Source organism: Paenibacillus sp. JT22N7 (assembly GCF_059383875.1).
The window spans coordinates 462,875-477,695 of sequence record NZ_JBXENY010000003.1; the positions used below are offsets into that span (position 1 = coordinate 462,875).

Annotated in this window: 12 protein-coding genes and 4 pseudogenes; 12 read left to right on the forward strand and 4 right to left on the reverse strand. The window is 42.0% G+C overall.

The window, feature by feature from the left end; translation table 11 throughout:
- The first annotated feature begins 9 nt into the window (after positions 1–9).
- The 4 genes and pseudogenes from AC50Y5_RS10485 to AC50Y5_RS10500 all read left to right on the forward strand — a co-directional run.
- A complete protein-coding gene (locus tag AC50Y5_RS10485; RefSeq protein ID WP_494860360.1) occupies positions 10–2,667 on the forward strand; it encodes a family 78 glycoside hydrolase catalytic domain in 2,658 nt (885 codons plus the stop codon).
- Positions 2,668–3,155: 488 nt separating this feature from the next.
- Positions 3,156–3,359: pseudogene (locus tag AC50Y5_RS10490) on the forward strand (hypothetical protein); the annotation flags it as partial.
- A complete protein-coding gene (locus AC50Y5_RS10495; RefSeq protein WP_494860362.1) occupies positions 3,280–3,657 on the forward strand; it encodes a tyrosine-type recombinase/integrase in 378 nt (125 codons plus the stop codon). The pseudogene AC50Y5_RS10490 and the gene AC50Y5_RS10495, both read left to right, overlap by 80 nt.
- 222 nt (positions 3,658–3,879) lie before the next feature.
- A pseudogene (locus tag AC50Y5_RS10500) lies at positions 3,880–4,406 on the forward strand (sigma-70 family RNA polymerase sigma factor); the annotation flags it as partial.
- Between the two features lie 72 nt (positions 4,407–4,478).
- Here AC50Y5_RS10500 and AC50Y5_RS10505 read toward each other — a convergent pair.
- Entirely contained in the window at positions 4,479–5,231 is a 753-nt protein-coding gene (locus tag AC50Y5_RS10505; protein ID WP_200931666.1) for an SDR family oxidoreductase, read from the reverse strand.
- A gap of 356 nt (positions 5,232–5,587) precedes the next feature.
- Positions 5,588–5,980: a TetR/AcrR family transcriptional regulator gene (locus tag AC50Y5_RS10510; RefSeq protein WP_494860364.1), complete on the reverse strand. Its 393-nt coding sequence runs from the start codon at positions 5,978–5,980 to the stop codon at positions 5,588–5,590.
- A 138-nt stretch (positions 5,981–6,118) separates the two neighbouring features.
- On the opposite strand from AC50Y5_RS10510, the pseudogene AC50Y5_RS10515 reads away from it, so the two are divergent.
- Positions 6,119–6,369, forward strand: a pseudogene (locus AC50Y5_RS10515) (sigma factor-like helix-turn-helix DNA-binding protein); the annotation flags it as partial.
- Positions 6,370–6,626: 257 nt separating this feature from the next.
- Here AC50Y5_RS10515 and AC50Y5_RS10520 read toward each other — a convergent pair.
- A complete protein-coding gene (locus AC50Y5_RS10520) occupies positions 6,627–7,175 on the reverse strand; it encodes a TetR/AcrR family transcriptional regulator (RefSeq protein ID WP_494860366.1) in 549 nt (182 codons plus the stop codon).
- Positions 7,176–7,361: 186 nt separating this feature from the next.
- Here AC50Y5_RS10520 and AC50Y5_RS10525 point away from each other — a divergent pair, with 186 nt between their 5' ends.
- The 7 genes from AC50Y5_RS10525 to AC50Y5_RS10555 all read left to right on the forward strand — a co-directional run bounded on the left by AC50Y5_RS10525 (position 7,362) and on the right by AC50Y5_RS10555 (position 13,706).
- Positions 7,362–8,363 (forward strand): NADP-dependent oxidoreductase, encoded by a 1,002-nt coding sequence (locus AC50Y5_RS10525; protein WP_046230981.1) that lies wholly within the window; start codon positions 7,362–7,364, stop codon positions 8,361–8,363.
- A gap of 12 nt (positions 8,364–8,375) precedes the next feature.
- A complete protein-coding gene (locus AC50Y5_RS10530; protein ID WP_494860368.1) occupies positions 8,376–9,386 on the forward strand; it encodes an NADP-dependent oxidoreductase in 1,011 nt (336 codons plus the stop codon).
- Positions 9,383–10,171, forward strand: coding sequence for an SDR family oxidoreductase (locus AC50Y5_RS10535; protein ID WP_494860370.1), 789 nt, complete (start codon positions 9,383–9,385; stop codon positions 10,169–10,171). The genes AC50Y5_RS10530 and AC50Y5_RS10535 overlap by 4 nt, the downstream gene beginning before the upstream one ends.
- 130 nt (positions 10,172–10,301) lie before the next feature.
- Positions 10,302–10,880 (forward strand): TetR/AcrR family transcriptional regulator, encoded by a 579-nt coding sequence (locus tag AC50Y5_RS10540; RefSeq protein WP_056040356.1) that lies wholly within the window; start codon positions 10,302–10,304, stop codon positions 10,878–10,880.
- Between the two features lie 248 nt (positions 10,881–11,128).
- A complete protein-coding gene (locus AC50Y5_RS10545) occupies positions 11,129–11,827 on the forward strand; it encodes an SDR family oxidoreductase (protein ID WP_056040355.1) in 699 nt (232 codons plus the stop codon).
- Between the two features lie 60 nt (positions 11,828–11,887).
- Positions 11,888–12,589 (forward strand): SDR family oxidoreductase, encoded by a 702-nt coding sequence (locus AC50Y5_RS10550; RefSeq protein ID WP_494860373.1) that lies wholly within the window; start codon positions 11,888–11,890, stop codon positions 12,587–12,589.
- Positions 12,590–12,623: 34 nt separating this feature from the next.
- Complete coding sequence (locus AC50Y5_RS10555) at positions 12,624–13,706, forward strand: alkene reductase (RefSeq protein WP_046230975.1); 1,083 nt, start codon at positions 12,624–12,626, stop codon at positions 13,704–13,706.
- A gap of 504 nt (positions 13,707–14,210) precedes the next feature.
- On the opposite strand, the pseudogene AC50Y5_RS10560 reads toward AC50Y5_RS10555, so the two are convergent.
- Positions 14,211–14,684: pseudogene (locus tag AC50Y5_RS10560) on the reverse strand (nucleoside deaminase); the annotation flags it as partial.
- Between the last annotated feature and the right edge of the window lie 137 nt (positions 14,685–14,821).

Here is a 14,821-nt window from a genome sequence, read left to right on the forward strand (position 1 = left end):
ATCAGGAGAGTGAACATCATTCGGCCTATTCATTTGCAAATTAAAAACTATGACTCCCCTCTTGCGATCGATACGGATTGTCCGATATTTGCTTGGCAGCTGGAAAGCAAAGATCACGGAGAACAGCAAGCATATTATCGTATAGTGGTTGCTGAATCGGAGGAGGCCTTGTTAGCGGAAACAGAATTATGCTGGGATAGCGGCAAAGTGAGCTCCTCCGAGCAGTTGAATATACATTATGCGGGGCAGCCGCTCCAGAGCCTTACTGTTTACTATTGGAAAGTAGCCGTTTGGAATCAGGCGGGCAAGCAGGCATGGAGCGAGCAGCAGCTACTGTTGACAGGCTATTTGCATGTAACGGAATGGAAGGCAAAGTGGATCGGCAGCGGAAGAAAGCAGCCTTTCTATGCCCGTCATGAATTTCAAATATTAAATAAAGTAAAACGGGCTTATGCTGTCGTTTCAGGGTTGGGTCATTTTAAGTTGTTTATGAATGGCAGCAAAGTAGGCAACCATGAAATGGACCCTGGCTGGACGAATTATCACCAGTCCGTGCAATATGTGTGCTTTGATGTAAAGGATCATATCTGCATGGGAACCAATGTCATTGGCTTATCGGTCGGCAATGGCTTTTATGCGGGAGATGCGGGCGGAAGACATTTCTACACGATAGGAAAAGGGTATGAAGCATTCGGAGAGAACCTGCTTGCCATTGGAGAATGGCATATTGAGTACGAGGATGGCTCCAAAGCGCTAATCCTTACGGAAGCAGACCGCTGGAAGGTTAGAGATAGCGCAACGATGCTTGCGAATGTGTACGGATCTGAAAATTTTGATGCAAGACGTTACCCGGTCGGCTGGTATGAGGCTCCGTTTGATGCTGCAGAATGGGAGCAGGCAGTGGTGTTGGCAGCTCCATCAGGCAGATTGGTTCGCCAAAATCAGCCACCAATAACCGTGCGAAAAATATATGACACCATTGGAATTGAGGAGCCGCTTGAACAGGTATATGTCTACGATCTTGGACAAAACATGTCCGGCATGTTTGAGATCCATGTGAGCGGACCGGCAGGCAGCAAAGTGACGATCAAGCCGGGTGAGTTGCGAAATAAAGATAATACGGTTGCAACGCCTTGGGATATTGTTACTTTTTCTGAATACATCCTTGCCGGCACGGGTGAGATCGAGGTATGGAAGCCTGACTTTTCCTGCTACGGGGCCAGATGGGTGCAAATCGAAGGCTGTACGCGTGATGGTGGAGACCCTGCCAAGCCTGTCATACACGATGTCAAAGGTTACTTTGTCACTTCTGCCGCGAAAAATGTGGGCGAGTTGGAGGCGGATGATCCGCGCATCACACAGCTTGCCAAAATTATCATTAAAGCAATCGAGAGTAATTTACAGAGCGTACATTCGGATTGTCCGACGATTGAGAAGCTGGGCTGGGTAGAGACGGCCAGTCTGATGGGACCCTCCATTATGTATGTTAAGCAGGTGGAAGAGCTCTGGCTGAAAATAATGCGCGACATGATGGAGGCTCAGACAGAGGAAGGGCTCATTCCTGATATCGCTCCTGAGTATTCCAGGTTTGAAGAGGGGTTCCGTGATTCCATCGCATGGGGAAGCGCGATCATCCTCGTGCCAGAGCTGCTGTTGCAGACATACGGGAATAAGACCGCTATAGAAGAGGCATATCCGGCTATGAAAGCTTATATGGCTTACTTGCATACCAGAGAGATTCATGGCGGATTCATTGGACATGGATTAGGCGATTGGGGCATTGCACCGCAGACAGGCGGTGATTATGTTGAAAACGTGGAAACCGCCTTCTATTACGAAGCCTTCCGTTTGATGGCAAAATATGCTTTAATGCTGGGATATAACGAGGAGCATACGTATTATGCTGCCGAGGCGGAGCGAACTAAACAGCTTTATAATGAGCGTCTGCTTAAACCAGTTCCAGGTCAAAACCGCTACGCCTATTGCAAGCTGAACGGCGAATATGATCCAGAGAACCAGGTCATGCAGGCGATGCCGCTTTATTTTAGCTTGGTTCCGGAGGAGAAGCTTGCTGATATTGAAGTCGCATTGCTTCAGGCGACAGCCAGCCATCAGCTGCGCTCGGGAGAGATTGGGCTTCGTTATTTATTTGGCGCATTAGCCAAAATAAATCGAAACGATATCGTATTCGATATGATGATGCAGCCGGAGCATCCGAGTTATATCCGGTTTGTGGAGCAGGGCGAGACGGCTTTGCCTGAATTTTGGACGGACGATTCTAGGTCACGCAATCATGATATGATGGGCCACATCTTAGAGTGGCTATATAAGCATATGCTTGGTATCTCATCGATAAAAGACGCTTATCAAGAAATTGGGATCGCGCCGATTTATTTTGATAAGGTGCGTTTTGTGCGAGGAAGCTATCATTCCGTTAGAGGTATCATCCAAGTCGATTTCTCGCATGGGCAAGATGGAGTGCGATTACAGGTAAGTCTGCCTCCTAACACCATAGGTCAAGTTAAGATTCCACTTGCTTCAGCGAATGCCAAGGTATTAGAGGCTGGGCAGGAAAGGGAGTTCGATCCTGAATGGGAGAATGGCCAGCCTTATGGGGTAATTAAAATCAGCTCTGGCAGCTATAATTTCTATTCCCCGAAAGAATAAGTAGGCTTGCTTAGAACTGAACTGATCCCTGTTTATGAGACGGAGATCAAAAAACCTTTTCGTACTAAATAGCCAAGTGAAGCTTCTATAACAAGTATAGTGTTGTAAATAGTAAAGTACCTTAGAACTGCTAAAAAGACAGATAGATTCCAGGCCTTTTTGGAAACTGTCTGTTTCTTTCTTTTTTATCGTGGCTATATATCCATCAATATTCTTTTCGTTCCAAGGATACCCTCTATCTTTACTTTTTAGCACTAATGTAATTATATTCTTAACAAGAATAATGCTTTTTCAACTCGGGATGGACCCGATCATTATCTTACGTACAAATGGAATTATTGTCCTTCTTTGAATGTGCTATGTTGCTTAATTAAATTATGATAAATTCACTCTAATTCAGTTATTTGTATGTTTATGTGTCTTATAAAGGCCTCAAACGAGATTCGAACCAAGATCCCGTCGTCTAAACTTTAGGAACCGTTCAGGCTTACAATACTACTATGGTTAGGCTTTCTTGTTGGCTACAAGAAACTCGTAACATTTTATACATAAGGGATATAACTGCAAACGATCTTCAATTGTTCTTAGGAACTCTACGACATCCTCAAAAAATTGAAAAGAGTACCAAAAATCATCCTAAAGCCGGCAAAGTATTTGAGGGAAGTTCTTCAGAAACGAAACAATTTGGCTGAAGAAGCGTTATTTATTTCCTTGAAACGAGGACAAAGACTTACTAGAAGAGCAATTGAGCTTATTATTGAAGAAATTGCACGTGACGCGGGAGTAAAAGCAAATAATTTAAAGGTCACACCTCATAAGCTAAGGCATACTTGTGCTGCGGTATTATATAATGATGGTGAAGGAGCAGATCTTTTGGCAATAGCAGATTTATTAGGTCATGCAGACCCTAAAACTACAACTATTTACACCAAGGTAAGCACCGAGAAAATGAGAAATATCATTATTTCAAATCCATTAGAAACTACATAATAAATAAACAGATTAATAAACAGATAGGATGTTTAACGATTCAGACTATGTTATCATTGTGTCATTTTATCTAAAGGGGTAAAGTTGCTATCAATATAGGGATAAACTTTGTGTCACTGGACATCACTGGACAAATGGACCGATAAACCCGCGTGGTTACGCGGATTCTCACAGACATCTTCACAAAACCCGTATTTCTTTTAGTTTAATTCCAATGATTTTTTGCTGTATAAATATAATATTTTTATATATTGTGACACAATTTATTTAAAAATCGAAAAAACAGGTGAAGATATGGAGGATCCGCTCTCCATCGGCACCATCGGGCTGATCAAAGCCATTGAGAGCTACCGCGCGTACAGAGGCACGAAGCTGGCTACTTTGCTACCCGCTGTATCGAGAACGAAATCCTGATGCATTTAAAAAACAAAAAGGACGTATCCCTGCATGACCCTATAGGGACGGACAAGGAAGGTAATGAGATTACGTTAATCGATATCCTCGGCTCAGAGGCAGATGATGTGATCAAAGAGTTGGATCTGAAGATCGAGAAGAGCAAGATTTACCTCAATCTGGATATTCTGGACGACCGGGAGAAAGAAGTCGTAGTGGGCCGCTTCGGCCTGGACACCGGCAGGGAAGAGCGGACGCAGCGGGAGATTACGAAGGAGCTGGGGATCTCGCGGAGTTATGTACCTGTTAAACCTTATTTCTTTCAAAATAAGTTCACATCATTTTTTTCGCTTTAATCAGGCGAGCGCTCTCCCGTTATATTGGGAAAGCGCTCGCCGTATTAACACGTTTTTCTATTAACTACCGTATTACCAAGGCAGCTCTGTGTCCATATGAAAGAACTTGCCTGTCGGTCCGTCCGAAGGTAACGTGGCAAGCATTACGCTTGTCTTACCGCCATCTTCAAGATCCATATCAGCGTATTTTCCGCCCAGTGGAGTCTTCACCCAACCAGGGTAAGCAGAATTCACTTTAATTGGTGTATCCTTCAGCTCATGTGCAAGATGGGTCGTAAAGGTATTCATTGCCGCCTTCGAGGCATCGTAAGCAAGAAGCTTGACATCATAAATTTGAGCAGCGGGATCGGAATGGAGTGTATTCGATCCAAGCGCACTGGATACATTAACAATTCTTCCGGCTGGCGCTTTGCGAATCAACGGCAGCAGTAGCTGAGTTAATTCAACCATGCTGAAGAAATTGGCATCGAAGGTTTCACGCATAACGACCGGCGAAACGGTACTTGTTTCATTAATGGGTGCAAGATCTTCAATCTCTATCTGTATCCCAGCATTATTAATCAACATATCAAGCTTACCGTACCGCTGTTCAAAAAAATTGTAGGCAACTTGAAGGTCTTCGGCTAGATTGACGTCCAATTTGATATTCTCCGCTTGGATTCCCTCCGAACGAAGTGTATCCACAGCAACCTTCCCTTTCTCCAAATCGCGTGACCCAATAACGACAGTGGCTCCAAGCTTACCTAATTGACGTGCCGTTTCCAATCCAATGCCACGATTTCCTCCAGTTATAAAAGCAACTTTGCCGTCCATGTTTATAGTCATTTTTAAATTCTCCTTTAAGATTTATTTTATACAGTCCTTTGACTTAGCCTTGATGATTTTAGGATTGGCATCATACCTAAAATTAATGCCGCTTTAGATTTAAATCGAGAACGATCGTTCTAATTATGTTAAAAAATTTATCCCAGGACTGCTAAAGTTGTATTAATAATGCTTTCCAGCTTTTCTTTGTCTTCTGTCGTTTTAATCATTACACGCAATCCCACCTAAGCATTATGCAGATAGAGGGAAAGGCTCACAGCATCATAATGTTCGGGAATTTCTCCCGTTTTCTGAACTGAACGCTCACCTGCAAATCATACAACAATTGCTCTGAAGCAAAAAAACTGCTCATGAATTTAAACTGCCACTTCTGGATCGAGCAGTGACAGTTCAACGGCCGAATTTACCGTTAAACAGCCCTTGGGTTGATTCTCTTCACAACTGACTATCATTTCAAACAACTGCTGGATAGCCTCTTTGGCAGAATTTGAGCGATGAATGCGATTCGTAATATTTGAATTCAAAGTCAAAGTATATCGGTTCAAGACATCCATAAATAACTGATGCTTGTCTACGAACGTATCATAAAAGCTTCTTCTGTGAATACCCATGCCCTGGACAAGCCCCTGTATGGAGGTTTTTTCGTAGCCTTGACGCCAGAATAAGTCCATTGCCTTGTCTAATACCACGTTGATTTCAAACTCTTTGCTTCTCGCCATGATCATTCTCACGCCCTTTTGCTGCCCCACCTCCTGTCTGCAAATTCATATTATCATATTGAGAACGATAGGTAAAGTATTGTTTTGAATTGAGCTGCAGCCCGCAGCAATGGGGTTTATGTGTACATTACGGATTGCACGGTGAAGAAAATCGTTTCCATTTAATCGACCAATGCAGATGATATTGTTAAGGAAGTCTATCTGAAGATCGAGAAGAGCAAGATTTACCGCAATCTCGACATTCTGGATGACCGGGGGAAGGAAGTTGTAGTGGGCGGTTTGGCTTGGACACCGGCGGGGAAGAGCGGACGCAGGGGGAGATTGCGAAGGAGCTGGGGATCTCGCGGAGTTATGTGTCGCGGATTGAGAAAAGAGCACTGATGAAGCTGTATCATGAGTTTTATAAGGTGAAGCGGTAAGAAATGAAATGATAATTACAAAGTAGTATTTTAAAATAAAAACGTTAAAAAACGACTTGTCTGCGGATAAGTTGCTTTTGTTTTTTAGGTGAACCCCTGATGAATGCGGATTAGTATATCCAACTGCTATATCTCTACGAAAAAAAGGGATTCACGATGAAGTTGGAATTCGACGAAGCTCCAAAAAGGGTTTGGACATTCTTGGTTTTAGAGAGAGTTCTTTTGCGGTTTTTTTGAATCCAACTAGAGGTTTGGATTCAGAGACCCTGTTTGATTAAACTCCAGATGCGTTCAAACCTGTCCTGGTAGTCTGGTAAATTCCAGGATTCTTTGAAGGACGGGAGGCTAAACACCGCAAACGCGGAGAGAATCGCTTCTGCCCGTTCCAAGTGGGGATCGTGATAGTCCATTAAGCCGTCAATAATTTGGTAGGAATCCCAGAGAACGTCACGTAATACCAGTGGATTGCTGTCAACATATTGCGTATTCAAGGCGAACATTTTGGCATTCTCGTTATAGGCACGTTTTTTTGCGTTAGCAAATGCCCAAAGCCAATCGTGGAGCAATTCCTGTGGATTAGCCATATTAGTCATGTCTATTTTGATTTGTTCTGAAATCATCCGGTTGAACCAGCTCTTCGACACGGCTGCCCAGAGCTCTTGCTTATTTTTAAAGTGTTTATAAAGCGCTGCGTGGGTGATACTTAATTCATCCGCAATTTGTGAGAGGGTCACTTCGGATTTTTCCGTGCGTTCAATTAATGTCTCCGCTGTTTCAATAATGAGCTCTTGTGTGATTTTAGCCACTGTGCTGCCAACCCTTCTTTCTTCAATAAATCCCCAATAATCGTTTATACACCTGCCTGTATTTTATCATATAAAACAATGAGTAACAATTGTTGACTTTTGTAACCTCTGGCATTATGCTTGTCACATAAGTTACAAAAACAAATAAATGTTACTTATTATTCAGCGCATAGGAGGCTATTAATTATGAAAGCAGCACAGATTACCAAATATTCAAAAAAATTCATAGTAGAAGTCAATGATATTCCAGTCCCGGAAATAAGTGATAACGAAGTCTTGGTCAAGGTGAAAGCAGCGGCGGTTAATCATTTGGAATTGCTCATTGGTACCGGGAGCGTGAAGCTGATCCAGGATTATGAGTTCCCGTTGGTACTGGGTAACGAGCTGACAGGTGTTATCGAAAAGGTTGGTAAGAACGTCCAGGGATTTAAAGTTGGCGATGCAATTTACTCACGCCTGCCACTACAAAAAATCGGTGCCTTTGCGGAATACGCGGCGATTCATGCGGATGCCATCGGGCACTTGCCCGCTAATCTCGATTTTGTGACCGGTGCTGCTGCGCCATTAACAGGATTGACTGCTTATCAAGGTTTGCATGAAGAATTGGCTGCCAAAGCTGGCGAAAGCGTGTTTATTCCCGGGGGTTCTGGTTCATTTGGCCAAATGGCCATTCCTATCGCCAAAAGCATGGGGCTGAGGGTCATCGTTAGTGGAAATCCGCAAGCGCGTGAACGGACAATGGCGACTGGAGCAGACCAATATATTGATTACACGACTGAGAATTATTGGGAGCAGCTTAGTAATGTAGATTATGTGATGGATACGTTGGGACCAAGCGAATTTGATCATGAACTTTCCATTATTAAAGCAGGAGGTCGCCTTCTTTCTCTGCGGACCGGACCTAACAAACGTTTCGCCGAGCATATGGGCTTGCCAGGTTGGAAACAAAAGCTCTTCACCATTGCCGGGGCTAAGTATGATCACAAAGCGAAGAAAAAGAAGATTCAATATCATTTCATTTTTGTTCGCAGTGATGGCGAACAATTAAAGAAAATTACGAAGATTATTGAAGATAACGGGATTGTACCAGCGGTGGACCCGACTGAATTCCACATTGAAGATATTAATGAGGCTCTGAAGCTTGTTGCGACTGGTCATCCTAAAGGAAAAGTCATTATCCGATTTTAAGGGGAGCACCTAATGAAAGCTGCACAAATTTCTAGATATTCCAAAACACTTGAAGTGGAAATCAACTCAGTCGATGTTCCATCAATCACATCAACTCAGGTTCTGATCAAGACTAAGGCAGCCGGTGTTGATCCACACCTTGTCTTGGCGATTACAGGAAAAGTTAAGTTGTTCGATCATTACAACTTTCCATTGACTCTAGGCAACGAGTTGGCTGGAGTTGTGGTTGAAGTCGGTACCGGTGTCCAAAATTTCAAAACAGGTGATTTCGTGTACACTATGCCACCGCTAGATACAATGGGAGCGTTCGCTGAATATGTCGCAGTAGATGCATCTATTGTGGCTAAAATACCAGCTAATTATTCCTTTACAGAAGCAGCAGCCGTACCATTGTCTGCTTTGACGATCATCCAAGCACTTGATATTTTAGGTGCTCAACAAGGCAGTAAATTATTTGTCTCTGGAGGTACGGGGGGCTTTGGACAGATTGCCATACCTTACGCGAAGTCACAAGGACTGTTTGTGACCGTCAGTGGTAGTGGATCAGCGCGTGATTTGGCCAATCGACTCGGTGCAGATGAGTTTATCGACTATGAAACGCAGGATTATACTCACATACTGAGAGGCTATGATTATGTTATTGATACCCGGGGCGCCAGTGAAATTAGTAAACAAATTAAAATATTAAAGCCAGGTGGTAAATTATTGTCGTTAAATGCTGGTCCCAATGCCCGTTTCGCTAAACGAAGCGCAGACTTGTCAACGGCGAAGAAGATTCTTTTCAGTTTACTGGGGTTGCCTTTTGATGGGCTAGCGAAATGGCATAATAAAAGTTATGATTTCATATACGTTCAACCAAGTGGCAAGCAATTAGCAGCTTTCACACAGTATCTTGAAAAAGCAAAATCTAAGCCGGTAATTGATTCTGAGTACCCCTTTGATCAAGTGAATGCCGCAATTACTAAAATTGCGACAGGCCATAGTCAAGGGAAAGTCATATTGAAAGTAGATGATGAAGAATGAAATTGAATAATAGAACGATACTGGTGACAGGCGGCACGTCTGGAATTGGCTCTGCTTTTGCAAAACGTTTTCATGAGATGGGAAACACAGTGATCATCACAGGGCGCTCACAAAAACGCATTGATCAAGCAGTAAAGAACAATCCTGGAATCATTGGGATGGTAGCTGATGTTAGTGATGCTAAAAGCGTTGAGCAACTTGCCAAAGAATTAGCTAAACATTATCCCAAACTGGATATTGTTTTCAATAATGCTGGTATCATAAACGAGTTTGACTTATTCGATGAAAGTATTACCTACGAGTATCTTATTTCAGAAATCAACACAAACTTGAATGGTACAATATATGTGACCAAGGCTTTGTTGCCACTATTAGCCAAACAAAGAGAGGCAATGATTGTTAACGTTACTTCACTACTTGCTAATATTACAGTAGCCAACGCACCGACTTATTCTGCAACGAAGGCTGGCATACACATGTTCAGTGATGCATTACGTGAGCAAATCCGTTACAAAGGAAAAAATATTCATGTGATGGAGCTTTGTCCACCAGTTATTTCTGAAACCAATCTCACGGACACTTATGATGAAGGATTGATGAATAAATTGATCTCTTTCCCCTTAACAAAGCTTGTTAATGTTGGTATTAAAGGCATGTTGAGAAATAAACTACGCGTGAACGTAGGTTTTACCAAAGTTATGCGCTTTTCAATGAAGTTCGCCCCGGATTTTATCACGCATACTTGGGGTCAAATGATTCTTAAGCAAGGTAATAAGAAAAACTAATCTTATACATTTTTTACGGACTATAGTTCGTTTTCATTGATTGTGATATTGAATGGATTAGCAATAACATTTTTATTCTTTACCGATCGTTCTCAATATGTTATATTGAATACGGGAGGAGGGAACCAGAATGGCACGTTACAAAGAATTTGAAGAAAATGTAGTACTAGATAAGGCAATGAAGCTCTTTTGGGAACAAGGCTATGAAAAGACATCAATGACGGATCTAGTTGAGCATATGGGTATCCATCGGAGAAGTTTGTATGACACCTTTGGCGACAAACATACGTTGTTTCTGAAAGCAATGGATCGATTTCGAACTAAAGTAAATAGCGAGCTTGCAGGAGTAGTTAAAGGCTCTGAGACGGCTGTTGAGGCTCTTCAATTGATTATTAGTTACATGATATATGGGAATGAAGATTCACCTTCTGGTTGTTTAATGGTGAATTCTGCCGTGGAATTAGCTATGCGCGATGTAGATGTGGATTCAAAGGCCACTGAATCATTTACACTAGCAGAGCAACTGTTCAAGGATATTATTTTGTGGGGACAGGAGAATGGAGAATTAAACCTAGATTATGATGCCTCAGTACTGGCAGAACATCTGAATGTGGTGGGTATTGGGTTGAGGGCAATGGCGAGAACTTCCATTCCTAAAGAGAACCTGCAACGTACAGCCAACATCTCTATAAAACTTTTAACTAAATAGTTATAGGTTAATTGTCCTTTATGTATCAATGTTTATAATTTTTAGAATGATCGTTTTAATATATTGAACCAACAAAGTTTTCTTCTTGAAGAGACCCTTCTTTTTACCAAATATAGAATGATCATTCTTGTATTATAAAACATATCCCTCCATCTAATAAGAAATTGTATCTTCGTAATGAGAAGAATCCAGAAAATGTTGTTTTGGAATTGGAATACTATACTACAAAATAAAAAGGAGTAATAAAAATGAAAATTTCTGAACAAGTCGCATTTGTCACTGGTGCCAACCGAGGTCTTGGTCGATATCTAACGCTAGAACTTCTGTCCAGAGGAGCAAAAGTTTATGCAGCAGCAAGAAATCCAGAATCTATTGATATCCCAGGTGTAATCCCCGTGAAACTGGATATTACTAATCCTCAAGAGGTGATTGAAGCTGCTAAGATCGCTCAGGATGTAACACTTCTAATAAACAATGCGGGGTCGTCAACAGGTGCTTCTTTACTTGAAGGAGATCTAGATCAAATACACTTAGAATTTAACACGCATTTCTTTGGTACTCTTTCTATGGTTCGTTCTTTTGCACCACTTATAACTAAAAATGGCGGTGGTTCGATTCTGAATATTCTTTCCTTATTGTCTTGGTACAGTTCGGGTACTGTGGGCGCTTATACGGCTGCAAAAGCTGCAGAATGGGCATTGACGAACGACCTACGTTTAAATCTCCACTCTCAAAATATTCGAGTAGCGGGGTTACATGTGGGCTATATGGAGACAGACATGACATCGGGCTTAGAAGTTCCCAAAGTTAACCCCTTGGACGTTGCAAAAGCAGCGATTGATGGTATAGAATCTGACAATTTTGAAATTATTGCGGATGATGCTAGTCGTCAAGTACAAGGTGGACTTGCCGGTGGTGTAGCTGCACTATACCCCCAACTTTCCTAAAATAAGGGGCAGTAATAATAAGGAATTTCACTTAAAAACAGAACAAAGGAGACAATAAAAATGATAATTTCTGAACAAGTCGCATTTGTTACTGGAGCAAACCGGGGATTTGGCCGCCATCTTGCCCTTGAACTTCTATCAAGAGGGGCGAAAGTGTATGCAGGTGCAAGAAACCCGGAGACTATTGATATTCCAGGTGTTACACCAGTTAAGTTGGATATTACCAACCCTCAAGAAGTTGCAGATGCTGCTATGATCGCTCAGGATGTTACCGTGCTAATTAACAATGCAGGCTCATCAACAGGGGCGTCTTTACTAGACGGTGATTCTGAAAAAATAGGTTTGGAATTTAATACACACTTTTTCGGTACACTGTCCATGGTTCGGGAATTTGCACCGATCATAGAGAAAAACGGGGGAGGATCAATTTTGAATATTCTTTCCGGATTATCATGGTTTAGTTCGGGAACTTTAGGCGCGTATACGGCTGCAAAGGCTGCAGAGTGGGCATTAACGAATGATTTACGATTAAATTTATATCCACGCAATGTAAGAGTAGCTGGTCTACATGTTGGCTTTATGGAGACAGACATGACTGCCAACGTAGACATGCCTAAATCCAATCCTGCAGATATCGCGAAAATAGCTATTGACGGTATAGAATCTGGCAGCTTTGAAATTATCGCAGATGAAATTAGTCGTAAGCTACAAGGTGCACTTGCAGGTGGGGTATCAGCGTTATACCCACAACTTTCTAAATAAAAAACTAATTTAAACTACAGAGGAGTTGTTTGAAATGAGTAAATTGTGGACTAAAACAAAAATCGGAAAAATGGAATTGCCTCATCGTTTAGCTATGGCACCAATGACACGTAGCAGAGCAGAAGAGGACGGTACACCAGGTGAACTAAGCTCCCTTTACTATGCTCAAAGAGCATCTATGGGGTTAATCATTAGTGAAGGCACACAACCTTCTGATGATGGGCAAGGTTACTTGAATTCACCTGGTATCTATACTGAAAAGCATATAGAAGGTTGGAATAAGATTACGAATGCAGTGCATAAAGCTGATGGTTATATATTTATCCAATTAATGCATGTGGGCCGCATGTCGCATCCAGATAATACACCCCATCATCGTCAACCTGTTGCTCCATCTGCAATCGCGCCAGGTGTGGAGATGTTCACCGCTAAAGGAATGCAGGATATCCCGGTTCCGCGGGAGTTAAGTAAAGAGGATATTCAAACAACCATTGCTGATTTCCGAAAAGCAGCAGCAGCGGCTATAAAAGCAGGAGCAGATGGCGTCGAAATTCATGGAGCGAATGGTTATCTGATTAATCAGTTTCTTGGAGAGAATTCAAATACACGGACAGACGAATATGGAGGCTCTATAGAAAATCGTAGTCGCTTCGCGATCGAAGTAGCGAAAGCTATTATCGAAGAAATTGGAGCAGAAAGAACCGGCTTCCGTATTTCGCCAGGAACACCTCTTGGAGGAATACAAGATGGGGAACAAGGTCCTGAACTTTATCTCCACCTCGTAAAGGAATTAGCTCAATTGGATTTAGCTTACCTTCATGTCATGCATCTTGGAAATGAGAAGCTTCTCCAAGACATTCGCACAAACTGGACAAACGCATTATTGGTCAACAGAGCAGGGCGTGCTATTGATGATATTAGTGTAGATATTGATAGTGGCACAGCTGATCTGGTACCCGTTGGTGTATGGTCTTTGGCTAATCCAGATTTTGTGGAACGTCTCAAAGTAGGGTTCCCTTTAAATGAAGTTGATCGTAATACTTTATATGCTGGTACCGGAAGTAAGGGTTATACAGATTATCCTACGATGGATGAAGTGAAAGCTCAAAGGCAGTAACACAGCAGTAAGAACATAAATACCACATGGCGTGCCACTGTAATGGCACGCCATGTGGTATTGTAGATGTCGGGGGACAAGAACATATTCCCATTGAAAGTCACTAATTTAGCGGCTTTTTTTGTTTTATCGCAAGTTCGTGTCCCGAGCCAAGGACAAGAACTTGTACCGATTGCCGTAATGGAAAAGATTATAGTCCGATTACCGATTAGGCATATGTCTAATCGATTTTCGCCAGCTAATTCATTTAGCTGACGGTCAGGATAGCGTAACTATGGCGATTTGAAAAACTGGAACCGCAATCAATATATATTCGCAAATAAGGTTCCTTTTAAAGCATCTTCAAATATAAAAAGAAAGTTTTTATCCTAAATAAGGATTAGCACTTTTTCTGCAACCAATTTAGTGACCTTTCTTTATAAAGAATGATGCCAACATCAGTGATTGTCGAGCAAGATTTAAATTTTCTCTTCTATTATAGAGGTACTCTGTACTCTCATTTGTTCGTTGGTGCAGTTCAACATGTAGTGCTTTGATTTGGTCAGATAACTTAGGTATAGGACCATCAACTTTCACATTGCGAATGATCTCCTGAATGTACAAATTGTAGATAGGCGCTGGGGGGACGTTTAGTTCATTCATCCATTGAACTAGTTGAGCAGAAGAACTCGCATATACAATACGGCCTAATCCAACCCAAGCATGAGCAGTTGCACACATCGGGCAATGTTCCCCGGAAGTATATACAGTTGCTTGTGCGCGCTCCTCTGATGTCATATGCTTAGCAGCCCATCGTGCCAAAGCAAATTCTGGATGTTGGGTAGGATCACCCCCAGAAACATGATTAAAGTCTTCTTCCAACACATTACCTTGTTGATCGACTAGAAGGGAACCAAACGGTTCATCTCCGTTTACTAGTGCAACTCGCGCAAGTTCCACACAGCGTTGTAAATGCTTCAAGTCTTGTTCTGAAATCATTATTTCATCAATTTCTTAAATTTTGGATTTTTGATATATGTGTAACGATGGAATTCACCTATAACTTTCTCCTTCATACATCGCTAAGTCTAAAGAGATGTATATTCCTTCATTGAAGATTGTGGTCTTGATCCTCT